We start from the raw sequence: 18,086 nt of genomic DNA, 5'->3' as shown, positions 1-18,086 counted from the left end.
GCGTGCCGGAGGGCGCTTCGGACCTGTTTCGGCCGGTTAGAAATCCATGCCGCCCATGCCGCCCATGCCGCCGCCGGCGGGCATGGCCGGAGCCTCCTTGCGCGGCGCCTCGGAGATCATCGCCTCGGTGGTCACCAGCAGGCCGGCGACCGAGGCCGCGCCCTGAATGGCCGCGCGCACCACCTTGGCCGGGTCGACGATGCCGGCCTTGAGCATGTCGACATACTCTTCGGTCTGGGCGTTGAAGCCGTAGGTCTCCGAGCTGTTGGCCAGGATCTTACCGACCACGATCGAGCCCTCGACGCCCGAGTTCTGGGCGATCTGACGGATCGGGGCCTCGAGAGCCTTGAGGACGATCTTGATGCCGGCCTGGACGTCGGGGTTGTCGTTCGCGAGCCCCTGGACGGCGGCCTTGGCGCGCAGGAGCGCGGTGCCGCCGCCGGGGACGATGCCTTCCTCGACCGCCGCGCGGGTGGCGTGCAGCGCGTCGTCGACGCGGTCCTTCTTCTCCTTGACCTCGACCTCGGTCGAACCGCCGACGCGGATCACCGCGACGCCGCCCGCGAGCTTGGCCAGACGCTCCTGGAGCTTCTCGCGGTCGTAGTCCGAGGTGGTCTCCTCGATCTGCGCCTTGATCTGGCTGATCCGGCCCTCGATGTCGGCCTTCTCGCCGGCGCCGTCGATGATCGTGGTGGTCTCCTTCTCGATCCGCACGCGCTTGGCGCGGCCGAGCATCGGGAGCGTCACGTTCTCGAGCTTGATGCCGAGGTCCTCGGCGATCATCTGGCCCTTGGTCAGGATCGCGATGTCCTCGAGCATCGCCTTGCGGCGGTCACCGAAGCCCGGCGCCTTCACGGCCGCGACCTTCAGGCCGCCGCGCAGCTTGTTCACCACCAGGGTGGCGAGCGCCTCGCCCTCGATGTCCTCGGCGATGATCAGGAGCGGCTTGCCGGTCTGGACCACGGCCTCGAGCACCGGCAGCATGGCCTGGAGCGAGGAGAGCTTCTTCTCGTGGATGAGGATGTAGGGATCCTCGAGCTCGGCGACCATCTTCTCCGCATTCGTGATGAAGTACGGGGACAGGTAGCCGCGGTCGAACTGCATGCCTTCGACGACGTCGAGTTCGGTCTCGGCGGTCTTGGCCTCCTCGACGGTGATGACGCCCTCGTTGCCCACCTTCTGCATGGCGTGGGCGATCATCTCGCCGATCTCCTTGTCGCCGTTGGCGGAGATCGTGCCGACCTGGGCGATCTCCTCGGACGAGGCGACCTTGCGGGAGCGCGCGCCGATATCCTTCACGACCGCGGCCACGGCCAGATCGATGCCGCGCTTCAGGTCCATCGGGTTCATGCCGGCGGCGACGTACTTCACGCCCTCCCGGACGATGGAGGCCGCGAGAACGGTCGCGGTCGTCGTGCCGTCACCGGCGGTGTCGCTCGACTTCGAGGCCACTTCGCGCACCATCTGGGCGCCCATGTTCTCGAACTTGTCGACGAGCTCGATCTCCTTGGCGACGGTGACGCCGTCCTTGGTGATGCGCGGGGCGCCGAAGCTCTTCTCGATCACGACGTTGCGGCCCTTCGGGCCTAGCGTCACCTTCACCGCACTGGCGAGCAATTCGACACCGCGCAGCATCTTCTCGCGGGCATCGACCGAAAAGCGAACGTCTTTGGCGGACATGGTGGAGCACTCGTCATCTGTCGTTTGGCCCTGAGGCGCGCCACAGCGGGCGCCTCGAAGGGCAGATCGTCGTGAGGCTCTGAGCGGCCTGATCCGCGCTAGGCGACGATGCCCAGGATGTCGGATTCCTTCATGATCAGGAGGTCCTGACCGTCGATCTTGACCTCGGTGCCGGACCACTTGCCGAACAGGACGCGGTCGCCGGCCTTCACCTCGAGCGGGTTGATCTTGCCCGCCTCGTCGCGCACGCCCGGTCCTGCGGCGACGACCTCGCCCTCCTGCGGCTTCTCCTTGACCGTATCGGGAATGATGATGCCGCCCTTGGTCTTCTCCTCGCCTTCGATGCGACGGAGGACCACGCGGTCGTGCAGCGGACGGAATTTCATCGTGGTATCCTGATCGTTCCCAAGCGAGATCCAACCGACATGATTGGCGCTGTCGCGGGAAAGGCTACGGCGAGACTGTCATCGCCGCCCGATCGACGCATTGTTAGCACTCACCGAGTGGAAGTGCTAATCTTATGAGTGGGCCGGAGACTGGCTCATCCGGGCATTGGGGCGCGCGCCTTCGCGGCCGCTCCCGATTGACCCGCGCGGCGACACGACCGTCCGCCTCCCGTGGGTATGGCCAAGGGAGGCGGCGCAGGGAGACGGCGCAGGCCGACGGTCCTTGCACTCGGCCGGGCATCGACGTGCGCCTGGCGGTGGAGGGCTGGCCAGGCGCAGGATGCCATGTCATGGGCAGGGCGGTGATCGATCATCCCCCTTCCTTCCAGCCCCTGTCGCTTGCAAGCTTGGGCTGGTCCGACTTCTTCGAAGTCCAGCGTGAACCCCACGAGGCCGATCTCGCCCCGATGCGGATCGCGACGCTTCACCGGTCTCGCTTGACCGCCCTGTCGGAGGCCGGATCCGTCGAACTGACGCTCGCGATCCACACCAGCACGAGCGACTTCACCGTAGGCGATTGGGTTCTCGTCGATCCGCGAACCCAGACCGTGCATCGCCGTCTCAGCCGCAGGACGGTCATGGAGCGCCGCACCGAAGGCAGCCGGACCCTTCAGGCCGCGGCGGCCAATGTCGACACGCTGTTCATCGTCACCTCCTGCAACGCCGATTTCAATCCGGCGCGACTGGAGCGCTATCTGGCTCTGGCCAATCAAGGCGGCACAATTCCGGTGATCCTCCTCACCAAGGCCGACACGACAGCCGATCTGGGAACCTACCAGCGCCAAGCGTCCGAGTTGCAGCGCGGGCTCGACGTCGTAACCCTCAACCCCCGTCTCTCCGCGGCTGCAGACGCCCTCGCTCCGTGGTGTGGGCTGGGGCAGACCGTGGCGCTGGTCGGCTCCTCCGGCGTCGGCAAATCGACGCTGGTGAACACGCTGGTCGGTCCCGGTCAGGCCCAGGCCCAGCTGACCGGCGGCATTCGCGAGCACGATGCCAAGGGACGCCATACGACCACGTCGCGTTCGCTGCATGCCATCGCCGACGGCGGCTGGGTCATCGACACGCCGGGGATGCGCACGCTGCACGTCAGCGGCGCCGCGGAAGGGATCGAAACGCTGTTCGCCGAGATCATCGAACGCGCGCCCCTGTGCCGATACCGCGACTGCACCCACACAAGCGAACCCGGGTGCGCCGTGCAGGCTGCCGTCGCGGACGGCAGCCTCGCACCTGAGCGGCTGATCCGTTGGCGCAAGCTGTTCGACGAGAACCGGACCAATACACCGACACCGGCTGGTCCACGCAGCCACCGACGTCCTCGCAGGTAGGCTGCGGCCCTGACTGTCCCGCTGCCGCGAGAGCGGGCGCCGGCGGCGCGCTCCGTGCTATGACGCCGGCATGACGCGCTGACCCTTCGCCCACACCCGTGGCAATCCAGGCTGCGAAGGCGGCCTCCTGTTCGGGTGGATCGATACGGTCTCGTCACAACGACCGGACATGCCGGAACCCTGAGTGGCTGGATAAGGTGAGCGTGACCGGAGACCAATCGGACGCGTTGCGCCCGCGACGCGTCGCCGTGCTCGGTGGCACCGGGACGATCGGGCGCGCGACGGTGCGCGCGCTGGTGTCACGGGGCCATGACGTGGTCTGCTTCGTCAGGCGTCGCGCCGACATCGACGACCCGTCAGGGCCGCCCGCTTGCTCCCGACTGCCTCCGGGCGCGACCGCAAGGGTGGTGGATGTGACCGATCCATCGTCCCTCGCCGAGGCGGGTTTCCGCGGCGAGCCGTTCGACGTCCTGGTCTCGTGTCTCGCCTCGCGCACGGGCTTGCCCGACGACGCCTGGGCGATCGATTATCGCGCGCATGTGAGTGCGTTGCATGCCGGGAAGGCGGCCGGCGTGACCCACGTCATCCTTCTCTCGGCGATCTGCGTCCAGAAGCCGGTCCTGGCGTTCCAGCACGCCAAGCGCGCGTTCGAGGGCGTTCTGGCCGGGTCGGGCCTCGATTACACGATCGTACGACCAACGGCCTTCTTCAAATCACTGTCGGGGCAAATCGATCGTTTGAAACGCGGGAAGTCGTTCCTGATTTTCGGCGACGGCACGCTGACGGCCTGCAAACCGATCAGCGACGACGACTTGGGCACCTACATTGCCGAGTGCCTCGACGACCCGGACCGGCGCAATCGCGTGCTGCCGATCGGCGGCCCGGGCGAAGCCGTGACCCCGAAGGCGCAGGGCGAGCAGCTCTTCGCCTTGCTCGGGCGCGAAGCGCGATTCACGCATGTGCCCGTGGCCCTTCTGGACGTCATCATAGTCACTCTGGCCATGCTCGGACGGCTGGTTCCGACCTTGGCAGCCAAGGCCGAACTCGCGCGCATCGGGCGCTACTACGCGACGGAATCCATGCTCGTTCTGGATCCGGTGACGGGGCAATATGATGCGCGCGCCACACCGTCGACCGGCTCTGAAACTCTCTTCGACTATTATGCGCGCGTGATCCGAGGCGAGGCCGTTGCCGAGCGCGGCGACCACGCCGTGTTCTGACGGCGCGCCGTCTGGACGCCCGCAAGCGGGCCGCAGGGCCGCCCAAGCGGGGCGGAAGCCGACGCGCCGACCGGCGTCAGCTTCTCCGCTTCACCCACGTCGAGGCAGCCTGACCATCGTCGGCCGGAACCGGCGGGCGCCGGTGATCGCCTGAGAGCCTTGGTCGGGTGGATTGCGGCCGGCCTGCTCCCGAGCCGGGGGTGGCGCGAACAGGCACGTCCGGCGCGTCCTCGCGCGCCTGACCACAGGTCTCCCGGGGCTGCTGCTGCAACGGGGCGTGGGCGGTCGCGGACCACGTTGCCGACCGGTCTTGGGGCGGATCTGCCAGCCATCGCCTGCCGGGGTGACCGGGCGAATGTGTCTCAGATCGACAGCCCGGCTTGGAGAACGATGTTGGGTCCAGGACCGGACCGACGTGTGAGACGAGGATGTCGTTCATGAGGGTTGCACTCTTCGCCGTCGCGGCCTGCCTGGCCTCCCCCCTGGGCGCCGCCGAGGATGCGGGACAGACGGTCGCCAGCGAGGGCGACTGGGTGCTCAGGAAGGCCGGTCACCCGTCGAGCGGGGACGCTGGCTGCATCCTGGCGCCGAAGACCCGATCGCGTATCCAGATCGTCGGCGACCGGCTCGAGGTGACGGGTCTGCCGAAGAATTCCATCCTCAACTATCAGTATCGGATCGACGACGGGCCGGTGTCGAACGCAATGTTTCCCACGGCGCAGATGCAGGAAATCGGGGTGATTTCGCTGAATGGCGATGTGCTCAAGAGCATCCTGAACGGCCGACGCTTCAGCATCCGCCTGCTCGACAGATGGCACGAGGCCATCACGGAGGAGATCAGCCTCGCCGGCCTGCGCAGCCTGCGCGACCAGCGCGCGGACGCCTGCAAGTCGTCAGGGGCCGAGGGACAGCCGAGCCGAGCGCCCGGCTCCGGGTGAACGCCTCGGTCCCGTTCGGCACCCAGGTCATCCTGCCGGTTCGGCCGCGATCTCTCGCGGCACATCCGCGGATGCGCGTCGATCTCGCCGAGCACAAGGGCCTGTCCGGCGACGTGGTGCGCCTGATGGCGCTCGGCGGCGCCGGCCTCGCACGGTTCGGCCGGTCCTACGTCTCCGCGGATCTCGCCGCAGGGCGGCTCGCGCCGGTGCTGGAGCCGTTCAGTCCCGCCATTGCCGACCGGTGCCGACGTCTTACCTGCTGCGCCTAACGACAGGCCTCGACGCGGCGTCGGGGGGGAGAGGACATCATGAAGAGTCTCACCGCCACCCTGGCGGCGGCATTGTCCATCGCGCTTGCGAACGACGCGACGCGCGCGGCCGAGCCCTCCGCCGCGCCGGCGCCTGCCATCGAGCAGGTCGCACAATTCGACGGCGCCATGCCGACGGGCATCACTGTCGCGCCCAACGGGCGGATGTTCGTGAATTTCCCGCAATGGGGCGACAACGCGCCCTTCACCGTGGGGGAGGTGGTGAACGGGACGACGGTGCCCTATCCCGATCTCGCGACGAACCAGCCCGATCCGGCCGCCCCGGCCGCGCATTTCATCTCCGTGCAGAGCGTCGTCGCCGACGGCGCGAACCGGCTCTGGGTGCTGGATACGGCCGCGCCCGGCTTCCGCCCGCCGCAGCCGGGCGGTGCCAAGCTGGTGGCGATCGACCTCGCCACGAACACGATCGTCCGTACCATCGTCCTGCCCGACAGCGTCGTTTTGCCGACGACCTATCTCAACGACGTCCGCTTCGACCTGCGCCAGGGCGAGGCCGGCGTCGCCTACATCACCGACAGTTCCAACGCCGGCATTGGCGGGATCATCGTGGTGGACCTCGCCACCGGAAAGGCATTCCGCCGCCTCTCCGGCCATGCGAGCACCGCGCCGGAGCCCGACTTCACCCCCGTCGTCGATGGCGAGCCGCTGATGAACCGCCCCGCCAACGGGCCGGCGAAGCCGGTCCGCGTCGCCAGCGATGCCATCGCGCTCTCGGCGGACGGGTCGCTGCTCTATTACGGCCCGCTCTCCGGCCGGACGCTCTATGCCGTGCCGACCGCCGCCTTGCGCGATCCCCGGGTGAGCGAGGCTGATCTCGCCGGCCAGATCCGCGACATGGGCGCCAAGGGCGCCTCGGACGGGATCGCCGAAGACGATCGCGGCCGGGTCTTCGCCGGCGATTACGAGCACAACGCCATCCGCGTGCTCGACCAGGGCAAGTGGTCCACCGTGGTCACCGATCCGGCCATCAGCTGGCCCGATACGCTGTCGATCGGGCGCGACGGTTACCTGTACTTCACCGCCAACCAGTTGCACCGGCAAGCGGGCTTCCACGAAGGCCGCGACCTTCGCCGGAAGCCCTACGCGGTGCTGCGCATCCGGATCGACAGCGGGCCCGTCCTCCTGACCCGCCCCTGAGACCGCGTCGCGGCTGAGGCCTGCGCCGGATCGCGTGGACGTTCTCCGGCGACAGATCCGACGCCCGGCTGCCGTGATGACGGACCTCGCCGCGCCTCGCCGCGCCGGGGAGCCTTCTCGAGGGGGCGAGATCGGCGAACCGAAAAGCTGCCCGGCATGACCCCGTGCCAGAGCCTCCCCACGACCTTGAGCGCGGGGGCGCTGCCGCCAAGCTCCAGGGCCGGAAGCTGCGGCGGCGGGGACGGTTCCGGGATCCGCCCGTTCGGCTCCATGGATCCGCGTTGCGGCGGTGGATGATCGGCGCGCGAGAAAGCACTCTTGATCGCGTCATGCTGGCGTCGGATCTGCAGGATCCCGTCCGCCTTTTGCGGTGTCCCGACGTCGAAGCGGGCCGGCGGCTTTCGGCCAAGCCAAGCGGCGTGCATCGCCGGCGTCTCGACGCGCCGGGTGGACGATCTCGTGCGGGCCATGGGTCTGTCGGGCATCTCGAAGTCGTCGGTGTCGAAGCTCTGCAAGGACATCGAAGAGCGCGTGAACGCCTTCCAGCAGCCCGATCAGGACGCGGCGCGCACCGCTCTCCAGCATCCGGCCGAGCAACTCCGTAATCGCTGGCCGAAACTGGAGGACCTCATCGAAGGCACGGGCGACGATGTTCTGGCTCGCCTCAGCTTCCCGATCCGGCATCGGACGGAGCTACATTCGACGAATCCGTTGGCGGCCCTCACCCCGACGCTGACCGACGACACCATCACCCTTCCACCGCGAGCCGCCTGACGATGGCCGCGCCCATTCCATCCCGCAAGTCCACCGCATTGACGGACGAAGCCGATCAACTCGCATCGGATGCGCGAGCGGGACGTGCTGGGGTTTCAGCCACAGACCTGAGGCGGTCCGCCGCATTTTGCCAAAGGGGAACCGAGATCACATCTCACGCGGTTCGTCCTGAGCCTTCGACATCGGCCGCGACATGATCGCGGGTTTAGCTCCATGGCCTCCATCAAAATTCGTGCGTCCGCTGACGGGACCTTTGCGGTCTGCCGGAATGGATCCGCCGTCGCCTCTGGCCTGACTCGAGCCCAGGCCGACCACCTGGTGACGGTGCTCGGCTGGATTTCCTGAGGCCACCGAGATCCCTCCCGCCGCCTGCACTGGATGTGCGAGCGGCGTTCATCGGGAAGAGCCGGTTTGGATTGAAATGTCTCGAATCAGACATTAGGCCGCCGCCGCCGGCTTCAGGCTGGCCGTCCACGTCCGCCTACCGTTCGCCCCTCAGCGACAAGGGCGGGCGTGGATGCCAAGGGGGCGCGAAACGCTAACCCCCCAAGCTCGGCTGCGTCGTCGCTGGCTTGGCGAACCCTCGCTGAAACTTCCTGCTCCCCCACGCCGTAGCGTAGGCGTTCCAGGCCGACGTGGAGGCGCTGCGGTGACGTTGATCAGTCTGGCTTGCTTCGTGGCTGGAACGGCTTCAGCCGCGGCGTCTCTCATCAGCGACCGTCTGCGCGTCATTCTAGAAGCCGCGGGTGGCTCCTTGTTTTTGGTCGGCCTCTGCGTGCTCGGCGCAGAGCTGCCGCTGTTCAGATAGGGCCCACCGCAGCCTCTGGCGCGCTGACCCAGACCGATGGTTCAGGGGATCGGCTGACTGCGGCGAGGATGTCGGTGGCGGAATTGGTCCAGACGAAGGGTTTGGCGCGCCGAGTGTGCTCGGTGATGTCGCGTTTGATCGCCGCCTGCAGGTCGACGACGCTGGTGAAGGAGCCGCGTCGCAACCGACGACGGATCAGCGCCGGGAAGAAGCCCTCGGCCGCGTCGAGCCACGAGGCCGATGTCGGCGTGACGTGGAACGTCCAGCGCCGGTGGCGGGCGAGCCTGGAGCGCCCCTTCGGGTGTTTGTGCGTGGTGACGTTGTCGAGGATCGCCTGGATCGCCTTGTCGGACGGGACGGCGGCCTCGACGGCGTCGAGGGACCGGATGAACTCACGGTTCCGGTGGCGCTGCATGCCGCGGCCGAGCACCGTGCCCGCCAGGACGTCGAGGGCTGCAAACAGCGTCGTGGTGCCGTGACGGGCATAGTCGTGGTTCGGGCGGCGGGATGGCCGGGGGCGAGCGGACGGTCGGGGCGGGTGCGCTCCAGCGCCTGGATCCGGTTCTCCTCATCCTGAGCCGGTCGAAGGATCGTCGATGGACAGCACCACCGCGTGGGCGGGTGGGTCTTGTGTCGTGGCCAACCACGTCTTCGACCTGGGCGGCGAGGGCCGGATCGCGCGAACGCTTGAAAGCGCGCAGCCGGTGCGGCCGGAGGCGGTGAGCTTTCCGGATCCGCTGCACGGCGCGTAACGAGATCCCCACAGCACGGGCTACGGCACGGCCGGTCCAGCGGGTGACCTCGCCCGGCGGCTCCCCGCAGGTCAGCGCCGGCACCCCGGCGACCGTCTCTGTCGAATGGGGTGGTGCCCCGGTCGGGCGCGTCTTGTCGCGCAGCAGACCTTCGACGCCCGCCGGGCGACGTCCTGGACGCTCAGGCGCTCGGCCGAGAGCAGAACGATGCGGGCGCGCCGGACGTGCTCGAGCGGGCGAGATCGATCCTCAGCGATCGCAGAGAGCCAGGCCGTGTCGGTTGCCGTGGGAAGCGCGCAGACGGTCTGAGCCATTGCCCAGGCGCGTCCAGCTGATCCCACTCGTGAATCCTGCGTCCGCGTCGCTGCACGAGCGCTCGCTCAAGATGACATCGTACTGCGAGAACTCATGGTGACCGTCAATGTCGGAAGATGAACCGTCGGGCCCGCTCGGACTGAGGATTGGTGAAGAAATCCGTTGGCGCCGCAATCTCTCGGATGCGGCCCCCGTCCATGAAGACGATTGTGTCGGCGATTTCGCGCGCGAAGCTCATCTCATGGGTTACGATCACCATGGTCAGCCCCTCCCGCGCAAGCTCGCGGATGACGCTCAGCACCTCTCCGACCATCTCGGGGTCGAGGGCGCTGGTGGGCTCATCGAAGAGGATGACCTTGGGCCTCATGGCGAGCGCGCGACTGATCGCGACGCGCTGCTTTTGACCGCCGGACAGCGTGTGCGGGTAGACGTCGGCCTTCTCGGTGAGGCCGACACGGGCCAGGATCGCGCGGCCCTCCTCCTCGGCCTCTCGCTTGGGACGGCCGAGGACGTGGACCGGCGCCTCGGTCACGTTGCCGAGCACGGTCAGATGCGGCCAGAGGGCGAAGTGCTGGAACACCATGGCGATGCTGGTTCGCGTGGACGCCAGCTCGCGCCGTGCCATCGGCCTCGTGGCCCTGCCATTCCCGCTCCGCCCGATGGGCTTGCCGTCGATGTGAACGGAGCCCGCGCTCGGCTCCTCAAGCCAGTTGAGGCAGCGTAGAAAGGTCGACTTGCCCGAGCCGCTCGGCCCCAGGATGCAGGTCGTCGTGCCGGGCGCGAGGTCGAGGTCGATGTCACGCAGGACTTCGAACCCATCGAAATCCTTGCACAAACCCCGGACCGAGATCGCGGCGTCAGTCTCAGCCATAGCGTAGCTTCCTCACCCGCTCCATGCGGCGCACGCCCGCCTCGATCACGAACGACATGAGCAGGTAGAGACCGACCGCGGCGGCGAACGGCTCGAAGGGCGTGAAATGGTTCGCACTGACGAAATTCGCCGCGAAGGTCAGTTCCTGCACCGTGATGATCATGAGGAGCGCGCTGTCCCGGATGGTCGTGATCACTTGGTTCCCGATCACCGGGGCAGCGGTTATGGCGACCTGGGGCAGGATGATGCGCCGGTAGATCAGGCTGCGGGACAGGCCGAAGGCGTGCGCCGCCTCGATGTTGTCCGGAGCGACGGCGCGGAAGGCCGCCCGAAAGATCTCCGCGAGGTAGGCCGTCGTGTAGACCGTGAGCGACATCAGTCCGGCCCACCAGGGATCGAGTCTGAGGCCGAGCTCCGGCAGGCCGTAGTAGACGACGTAGGCGAGCAGCAGGAACGGCACGCACCGCAGGAGATCGACGGCCTCGGCGAACAGGCGGCGCAGCGGATCCGGCGCCTCCGTGAGCACGACGGCGCCGAGGATGCCGATCGGGATACTGAGCAGGAGGCACCCCAGTACGAGCGACAGGGTGTTGGCCGCCCCCCAGAGGAAGACGTCCCGGCTCTCCCAGACGACCAGAAGTCCGTTCACGGGCGCGCCAATCCGAAGCGCCGGGCGATCCTGCGCTCGACGACGCGCTGGCCGCGCACGAGCGTCGCGATCAGCGCGGTGTAGATGAGCGTCGCGACGAGGAAGGGAGGCAGCGGCTCGTAGGTCTCTGCGCCGATCCGGCCGGCTGCGCGGGTGATCTCGACCACCCCGATAACGGCCACGGCTGGGGTGCACTTCAGGAGGATCGTGACCTCGCTGACCAGGGGCCCGAGATTGGCCCGCCAGATTTGCGGGAAGACGATGCGGATGAAGGTGGCTCGCTCCGACATGCCGAAGGCGGCAGCCGCCTCACGTTGATCCCGGGGAAACGTCACGAGTGCCGAGCGCCAGATCTCGCTGCTGAACGCCGCCGTATTCAGCGTGAGCGCGACGATGGCGGCCGGAACCGGTTCGAGCTCCAATCCGGCCGCCGGCAGGACGAAGTAGACGAACAGGACGAGCGTTACGAACGGCGTCGCCCGGACGAGGCTGACGAAAGCGGCGAGAAGAGCCGGGACCCCGGGGATGCGGCCTTCACGCAGGAGCGCGAGGAGGAGGCCCAGGGGCAGGCTCAGCAGTATGCTGACCGCTGCCAGCGCGGCGGTAACCACCGCGCCGTCGAGAATGGTGCGTATCGCTGGCCACGTCATGGCCGTCACTCTCCGCGTCCGGGTCTGTCGCCCCGCGCTCCCAGGCTACTTGGTCGGTGCGGACGGCATGTCCTTGAAGGCCCGGCCGAGCCACTTCTCCTGCAGAGCGTAGAGCTCTCCGCTCGCGCGCACCTTCGCCATGAACTGGTCGAGGTAGGCCAGGAGGCCGTCGTTCCCCTTGGCGACGGCCCAGGCCGCATAGGTCGGCGCGCCGACCGCCTCGCCCATCCTGAAGCGCTTCGGCTGGTCCTTCGTCAGGCTGACGAGGTTGACGACGCCATTGATCACGTAGTCGAGCCGGCCATTGGCGAGGTCCTGATATGCCTCCGGCAGCGACGTGTACTGCACCACCTTGCCGAGCTTTCCGCCTGTCTTCGCCAGCGTGGGTTCGAGATCGGCCAGGGCCGCGTAGGACGCGCCGCCGGACTGCACGCCGACCGTCTTGCCGGCCAAGTCGGGGACACCCTTGATCCGGGTCTCGGCCGCGCGGACGACGTAGTATTGCGTCGCTTCGGCGATCGGCATCGTGAAGCTCAGGCTCTGGATCCGATCGGGGGTGATGACGGCCGCCGTCAGGGCCACGTCGTATTTCCCGGTCGCGACCCCGGCCAGAAGCCCCGTCCAGGGTATGATCTGCTGGTCGATCTTGAACGGCGCCTCCTTGCGCAGCAGCGCGAGGAGGTCGTGGTCGAGGCCCATCGGCTTACCGTTCTCGACGTACTCGAACGGCTTGTAGCTGTCCTCGGTCGCGACGACCATGGACCCCTTGGCCTTGATGTCGTCGAGGCTCGCCGCAGAGGATTGGGACGCCCCGACGCTCAAGCTCAGCGCCGCCGCGGCGGCGATGGCGAGGATCTTGTCCCGAACGGAAGCCATGGCTCAGTCCTTTTGCTCGCTCGACGAAAGGGATGGCGCGGCGCCCCGACGGGCGATCAGGTCGATCTCGACCAAGGCATCGTAGGCGAGCCCCGTCGTGCCTACGCAGGTTCGCGCCGGCAGGCGGTCGTGTGGGAAGAAGGATTTGTACGTCGCGTTGAACGCCGCGTAGTCGCGCTTGAACTCCGTCAGGAAGGCCCGCGCGACGACCACGTGCTCCAATCCCAGGCCGAGCCCGGCCAGGATCGTTGTGAGGTTGGCCATGACGTTGCGGGTCTGCGCCTCGATGCCGTCCGGCAGGAGGCCGGGGTTGGACGGCGTGTCTGGCATCTGCCCCGTGACGAAGACGAAGCCGTCGACCTCGACCGCGTGACTGAAGGGAGCGACCGGCTGCGGCCCGTCGGAGACCATGTGGAAGAGCATGGCCGACGGGTCTGATTCTGGCTTCGGCACCGCGATCTCCGTTCCGCAGGCTTGCCCCGCGTGATGTCCCGGACCCAGGGTCGGGACCGTATTGTCATGATCAAGTTAGGCGACATTGTCGGACCTGGCGCGCGGATATGAGCGGCATCGCGCTTGAATTTCGGTCGTGGCTGCGGTCCGACCGAGACAATGTGTAGGACAATCGGTGCAGGTATGAGTCGACCCGGATGGATCGATGCCGTCGAGCGGACGGCCGGGGCTCGCTATTCGGCCATCGTCGGCGCGGTCGAGATCGCGCTGCGGGCCGGCGTCTTGCGACCGGGCGATCGGCTGCCGCCGCAGCGCGACTTGGCCGCATGGCTGTCGCTCAACATCGGGACGGTCAGCCGGGCCTATGCCGAGATGCAGCGGCTGGGCCTTGTCAGAGGCGAGGTCGGCCGCGGCACCTTCCTCAACCCAGTGCAGGATCCGGACGGACCGCCATCCCTTCGGGAGCCGGTCCCACGCCAGACCTTCGTCGACCTGTCCCACAACTTCCCGGCGCATGCGATGCATCACCCTGCGCTGGCGCTGATCCGCCCCGAACTCGACGGCGCCGTCGATCTCGGGGGCCTGCTCGCGAGCCAAGTCGACGTCGGTCTTCTCAGGCATCGGACCATTGCAGCACGATGGCTCGGTCGCTTCGGGATTGAAGCCCGGGCCGACGAGGTGCTGGTGACCTGCGGCGGCCAGCACGGCCTGCTGCTCTCCCTGATGGCGCTGACGCATCCGGGCGATGCCGTCCTGGCCGAGGAGCTGAGCTTCTACGGCCTGAAATCCGCGGCCGGCATGCTGGGTCGCTCGCTGGTTGGGGTCCGCATGGATCGCGAAGGCATCGTGCCCGAATACCTCGACGTGGTCTGCCGCCGGACCCGAGCGAAAGTCCTCGTCTGCACGCCGACGCTGCACAACCCGACCACCGCCACGATGTCGGACGAACGGCGGCGGGAGGTGGCCGAAGTCTGTGCACGCCACGACGTCCTGATCGTCGAGGATGATGTCTACGGCTTCCTGCCCGACCCCATCCTGAGACCGCTGGCTGCGTCAGCGCCGGACCGGGTCGTGCACATCTCAAGCTTGTCGAAGCTTGCGGGCCCGGGATTGCGTATCGGCTTCCTGCGGGTGCCCCGGCAGCTGGTCTCTGCTTTCGGTATCGCGCTGCGTGCGACCACGCTGATGGCATCGCCATTCAACGCGGAATGGGCGACGCGCCTTCTGGAGTCGCGGCGGATCGATCAAGTCGTCGCCGCGATGCGTGCGGAAACGCAAGCGCGGCAGGCGCTCGTGGCTGGTCTCCTGCCTCGGCAAGCCATCCTCACCCAACCGAACGCGTACTATTTCTGTCTGAAGTTGGGGAACGGCTGGTCGGCGGAAGCCTATACGCAGGCCGCGGAGGAAGCCGGGGTCGGGGTTACGCCGATCAGCTTGTTCGAGGTGTCGTCGTTGTACCAAAGCGATACCGTCCGGGTCTGCGTCAACGCAGCGCCCGATCGCGAAACGCTTCGAGAGGCACTGGAGAAATTGGCGGGCCTGCTTGAGGCGGGTGCACCGCCTACGGTTCGATTCAGGGGCGCGGTGTGAGACGGGGCTCCACCGCTTCGGTCCCCTGACGACGCGTCACGGGGCGTCGACATCACGCCGGAGCGATCGCGCGCCCTTCGAATTCCTGCGAATCTCCGCCAACCAGCACGCCGCCGACGCGGTGCTCCGGCCCGCCCTGACGTGAGATCTGTCTGGCTCGACGTCCGCTTCGGAGGCGTTGTCCATCGGTTTTGACCGTCCGGGTTGGGCGCGAAGCCGAATGTCCGGTCCTGCGCATTTGCGGGCCGGCGTGACGTAGCCTGGCCGATAGCGGTTCGTCTGCTTCGGAGACGGGGTGGCGGAAAAGCGGCCGAGCTCCTGCCGACCCGGCCCGGTCGCGCGGGCTCGTGCGACAGCCGCCGGAAAGCAGATGGGGTGGATGGCTCCCGCTCCGACTGACGGCATCTCGGTGCCAAGATGTGGTCGCTGCCGAAGCAGCAGCCACGCTCATGCAGGAGCCATCCCCATGGAGATCACCACCGTCGGCATCGATCTGGCCAAGAGCATCTTCCAGGTCCACGCCGTCGACGCAGCTGGGCACGTCGTCGTGCGCAAGGCTCTGAGGCGGGCGCAGGTCGTGCCGTTCTTCGCCAAGCTGCCGCGCTGCCTGGTCGGCATGGAGGCGTGCGGCACGGCGCATCACTGGGCCCGGGAGCTCATGAGCCTGGGCCACGACGTGCGGCTGATGCCGCCGGCTTACGTGAAGCCGTATGTGAAGCGCGGCAAGACCGATGCGAACGATGCCGCTGCAATCTGTGAGGCGGTCACGCGCCCGAGCATGCGCTTCGTGCCGGTGAAGTCGACCGAGCAGCAGGCGGCGCTGGCGCTGCACCGGACGCGCGACCTGCTGGTCAAGCAACGCACGCAGTTGGTGAACATGATCCGCGGCCTGCTCGCCGAGTTCGGGATCGAGATGGCGCGGGGCCTGCGGCACGCGCTCGAACTGGCGGCCCGGCTCTCGGCCGGAGACGCGGCCGAGGTGCCGCCGCTCGCCCAGCGCGTGGTGACCGGGCTGGCCGATCAGATCGGTGCCGTGCAGATCCAGCTCACCCGACTGGAGAAGGAGTTGCTCGCCTGGCATCGGGACAGCGACCTGTCGCAGCGCCTGGCGACGATCCCGGGTGTCGGCATCGTGTCGGCAACCGCGTTGGCCGCCTCGGTGAGCGAGCCCGAACGCTTCCGCTCCGGTCGGCAGTTCGCGGCCTCGTTGGGCCTGACACCGCTGCAGAACTGCAGTGGCGGCAAGGAGCGCCTGGGCCGGATCTCGCGCATGGGCGACCGCTACCTGCGCCGGCTGCTCGTGGTCGGCATGACCTCTCTGATCCGGCGTGCGAAGACGACACCGACCTCGGTCGACCCGCGGCTGCCGGCGCTGCTGCAGCGTAAGCCGGTGCGCGTGGTGACCGTTGCGGCGGCCAATCGCACGGCGCGGGTCGCCTGGGCGATCATGACCCGCGGCGGCACCTACCGCGCACCGGCGGCCACGGCCGCCTGACAGCACGCAGAGGAGACGTTTCCAGGTTGCGAGGACGATGAGAGTTGATGGCGAACCGGTCAGACCGGGAGCCGGGACACCCCGCCGCTAGTCCAGGGCGTCATAGCCCGCAAAGCAGAGTGGGACCCAGCTCGCGGATCCCATCAGGGCCAGCGGTCAACATGAACGACTGCATCGACAGGCCGGACACAAGACTGCACCCGACCAACCCGTCAGAAGCTCAATTCGCCACTTGCAATGCGGGAGCCATCCACACAGGACCTCGGGAACATTCGCCGCGGATGGCGGCGATTGTGGCCATTTGATCGAGGGTGCCGTCGCGGGCGGCTGGCATTTCGGCCCCCTGGGCGGACGGGACCTTCATCGGGGCAGCGTGCTCGGACCGCCCCGGCTGCCTGCCCCGGCGGCCTGCCCCGGCTGCGGCGGTTACTTGCCATGCCGCGTCAGCCACGCCTCCATGTCGGAGATCTCCGTGGCCTGGGCGGCGACGATCTTCTGGGCCATCGCCTTGGTGGCGGGATCCTTGGCGTGTTTCAGTGCGACTCCCGCCATCGCGACCGCGCCTTTGTGATACGGAATCATGTGGGCGTGGAAGTCGACCTCGGGGTCGCCGGTCGAGGGAATGTCCATGTCCCTCATCATCGCCGAGTCGGCGACCTTGAACTCTCTGGTGGAGGCGTCGTCCTCCGCGTCAGACTTCATCGAGCCCATCTCCATGCCGGCCATGGAGCCGTGATGATGGTTCGCACCCTGCGCCAGGACTGGGCGGGCCAGCCCGGTCGACAGCCGCGCGACAGCGAGACGTTTCGGTTTCGGGGCAGGAGGTTTCCTCTCCAGGGTGGAGGGCCTCGAGTTTTCCGCTGTCGGTCACGCCTCTCGGGCTCGTGAGTTGCACGGCGCTGTGCGGGCTGTCGTCCAGCGCCGCGGCCTTGCCGGTCGGGCGACTGCCGTCGACCAGGTCCGGGGGCGCCTGAGTGGGCCTGCCGCCGACTACCAAGACGAGGATGCTGAAGTCGGTCGCCGCGACCGATTTCCGATCCTCGGCAGGCAGGAACGACAATCTCGGATTATCGGGTTTCGCTAATTATGGAGCTATTCGAAGATTAACGTTGAGTAAATATCTTATTGCCGCACCAATGGCGGCTCTGAATGTGCATAGCGTGTAAAGACAAAGTCACGGTCTGCTGAGACGCGAGCGTGGCATGGCGCGCAGGTCTTCATCAGGTCTTCGCTCCGATTGGGCTTGCCTCCTTCGAATTGGCCGTATCCCCATCCGCCCGTATCGGCAAATTTTTCAGAGTCCTTGACGCTGAACTGCACGTTCGTCGGGGATCCGGGAACGAACGATTGTGTTTGGCCGAAAACCGCATCGTTTTCTGCGGACGACACATACTCCCAAGCCAATCGCGCGATGATAGCGCCATCCGGGAATGGGCGCGTTCCTTCCCGATATGCCTTGATCGCGATGTCGTTTCCGAGAACGGCACGAATGTCGTTGAGCTGACCCGCTTCGTGCGCCACGCTGATCAATTGCCAATCGCGGTACCCTGCAGGAAGTCGAATGCCGAAGATCGGTGAAGCATCGTCATCAGCGCTTCCAGTCGGCCATGGCGTGAAGGCCCCGATGCAGGCGCCCATGATGCAGGCCCCTAATCGAAGCGTCGCAGTTCTCATGGTGTCCTCCCCTGGACCCTGTGCTGAACCATTTCTCGATTGATAAAGCGCCGGTATTTGTCGTCCGATCCATGTAGTGGCCTCAGTAGAGGCCGCCACACGCG

General features: G+C 67.4%; 16 protein-coding genes and 2 pseudogenes. 8 read left to right on the top strand and 10 right to left on the bottom strand.

All coding sequences use genetic code 11. The features are described 5' to 3' along the window. Positions 1-36: 36 nt before the first annotated feature. On the bottom strand, positions 37-1,680 hold the full coding sequence (gene groL / locus P9K36_RS23740) for a chaperonin GroEL (RefSeq protein ID WP_091994949.1): 1,644 nt from the start codon (positions 1,678-1,680) through the stop codon (positions 37-39). A 98-nt stretch (positions 1,681-1,778) separates the two neighbouring features. Continuing rightward, positions 1,779-2,066, bottom strand: coding sequence for a co-chaperone GroES (locus P9K36_RS23735; protein WP_043356833.1), 288 nt, complete (start codon positions 2,064-2,066; stop codon positions 1,779-1,781). 350 nt (positions 2,067-2,416) lie between these two features. On the opposite strand from P9K36_RS23735, the gene rsgA reads away from it, so the two are divergent. The 6 genes and pseudogenes from rsgA to P9K36_RS23705 form a co-directional block, all read left to right on the top strand. Further along, a complete protein-coding gene (gene rsgA / locus P9K36_RS23730) occupies positions 2,417-3,451 on the top strand; it encodes a ribosome small subunit-dependent GTPase A (protein ID WP_043388147.1) in 1,035 nt (344 codons plus the stop codon). Between the two features lie 248 nt (positions 3,452-3,699). Then, positions 3,700-4,671: an NAD(P)H-binding protein gene (locus P9K36_RS23725; protein ID WP_278307324.1), complete on the top strand. Its 972-nt coding sequence runs from the start codon at positions 3,700-3,702 to the stop codon at positions 4,669-4,671. A gap of 437 nt (positions 4,672-5,108) precedes the next feature. After that, positions 5,109-5,609: a hypothetical protein gene (locus tag P9K36_RS23720; protein ID WP_043388146.1), complete on the top strand. Its 501-nt coding sequence runs from the start codon at positions 5,109-5,111 to the stop codon at positions 5,607-5,609. After that, positions 5,606-5,878, top strand: a complete 273-nt coding sequence (locus P9K36_RS23715; RefSeq protein WP_043346403.1) for a hypothetical protein — start codon at positions 5,606-5,608, stop codon at positions 5,876-5,878. Before P9K36_RS23720 ends, P9K36_RS23715 begins: the two co-directional genes overlap by 4 nt. A gap of 39 nt (positions 5,879-5,917) precedes the next feature. After that, positions 5,918-7,075, top strand: coding sequence for an L-dopachrome tautomerase-related protein (locus tag P9K36_RS23710; protein ID WP_043388145.1), 1,158 nt, complete (start codon positions 5,918-5,920; stop codon positions 7,073-7,075). A 411-nt stretch (positions 7,076-7,486) separates the two neighbouring features. Then, positions 7,487-7,849 (top strand): annotated as a pseudogene (locus P9K36_RS23705) (transposase); the annotation flags it as partial. Positions 7,850-8,649: 800 nt separating this feature from the next. On the opposite strand, the pseudogene P9K36_RS23700 reads toward P9K36_RS23705, so the two are convergent. From P9K36_RS23700 to P9K36_RS23675, 6 genes and pseudogenes are all read right to left on the bottom strand, one after another. Then, positions 8,650-9,723, bottom strand: a pseudogene (locus P9K36_RS23700) (IS630 family transposase). Between the two features lie 104 nt (positions 9,724-9,827). Beyond that, positions 9,828-10,595 (bottom strand): amino acid ABC transporter ATP-binding protein, encoded by a 768-nt coding sequence (locus P9K36_RS23695; RefSeq protein WP_278306092.1) that lies wholly within the window; start codon positions 10,593-10,595, stop codon positions 9,828-9,830. Continuing rightward, positions 10,588-11,244 (bottom strand): amino acid ABC transporter permease, encoded by a 657-nt coding sequence (locus tag P9K36_RS23690; protein WP_043759967.1) that lies wholly within the window; start codon positions 11,242-11,244, stop codon positions 10,588-10,590. Before P9K36_RS23690 ends, P9K36_RS23695 begins: the two co-directional genes overlap by 8 nt. Beyond that, positions 11,241-11,894 (bottom strand): amino acid ABC transporter permease, encoded by a 654-nt coding sequence (locus tag P9K36_RS23685; protein ID WP_043346416.1) that lies wholly within the window; start codon positions 11,892-11,894, stop codon positions 11,241-11,243. The genes P9K36_RS23690 and P9K36_RS23685 overlap by 4 nt, the downstream gene beginning before the upstream one ends. Before the next feature lie 45 nt (positions 11,895-11,939). Beyond that, the gene (locus P9K36_RS23680; RefSeq protein WP_278306091.1) at positions 11,940-12,770 is read right to left on the bottom strand and encodes a transporter substrate-binding domain-containing protein; all 831 of its coding nucleotides are present in this window, start codon (positions 12,768-12,770) and stop codon (positions 11,940-11,942) included. Positions 12,771-12,773: 3 nt separating this feature from the next. After that, complete coding sequence (locus P9K36_RS23675) at positions 12,774-13,193, bottom strand: RidA family protein (protein ID WP_051044636.1); 420 nt, start codon at positions 13,191-13,193, stop codon at positions 12,774-12,776. A gap of 213 nt (positions 13,194-13,406) precedes the next feature. Between P9K36_RS23675 and P9K36_RS23670 the strand changes: the two genes are divergently transcribed. Together P9K36_RS23670 and P9K36_RS23665 are read left to right on the top strand one after the other, a co-directional pair. Further along, entirely contained in the window at positions 13,407-14,813 is a 1,407-nt protein-coding gene (locus tag P9K36_RS23670; RefSeq protein ID WP_278306090.1) for a PLP-dependent aminotransferase family protein, read from the top strand. Between the two features lie 466 nt (positions 14,814-15,279). Beyond that, positions 15,280-16,308: an IS110-like element ISMmg2 family transposase gene (locus tag P9K36_RS23665; RefSeq protein WP_043758515.1), complete on the top strand. Its 1,029-nt coding sequence runs from the start codon at positions 15,280-15,282 to the stop codon at positions 16,306-16,308. 426 nt (positions 16,309-16,734) lie between these two features. On the opposite strand, the gene P9K36_RS23660 is transcribed toward P9K36_RS23665, so the two are convergent. Both P9K36_RS23660 and P9K36_RS23655 read right to left on the bottom strand, forming a co-directional pair. Next, positions 16,735-17,094 (bottom strand): DUF305 domain-containing protein, encoded by a 360-nt coding sequence (locus P9K36_RS23660; protein WP_043387783.1) that lies wholly within the window; start codon positions 17,092-17,094, stop codon positions 16,735-16,737. Positions 17,095-17,430: 336 nt separating this feature from the next. After that, on the bottom strand, positions 17,431-17,946 hold the full coding sequence (locus P9K36_RS23655; RefSeq protein WP_244539017.1) for a cytochrome P460 family protein: 516 nt from the start codon (positions 17,944-17,946) through the stop codon (positions 17,431-17,433). Positions 17,947-18,086: the final 140 nt, after the last annotated feature.

It is taken from the genome of Methylobacterium sp. 391_Methyba4, assembly GCF_029691625.1.
Lineage (GTDB): Bacteria > Pseudomonadota > Alphaproteobacteria > Rhizobiales > Beijerinckiaceae > Methylobacterium > Methylobacterium fujisawaense.
The sequence above is the reverse complement of the archived record's forward strand: the minus strand, read 5'-3'. Positions and strand labels throughout refer to the sequence as shown.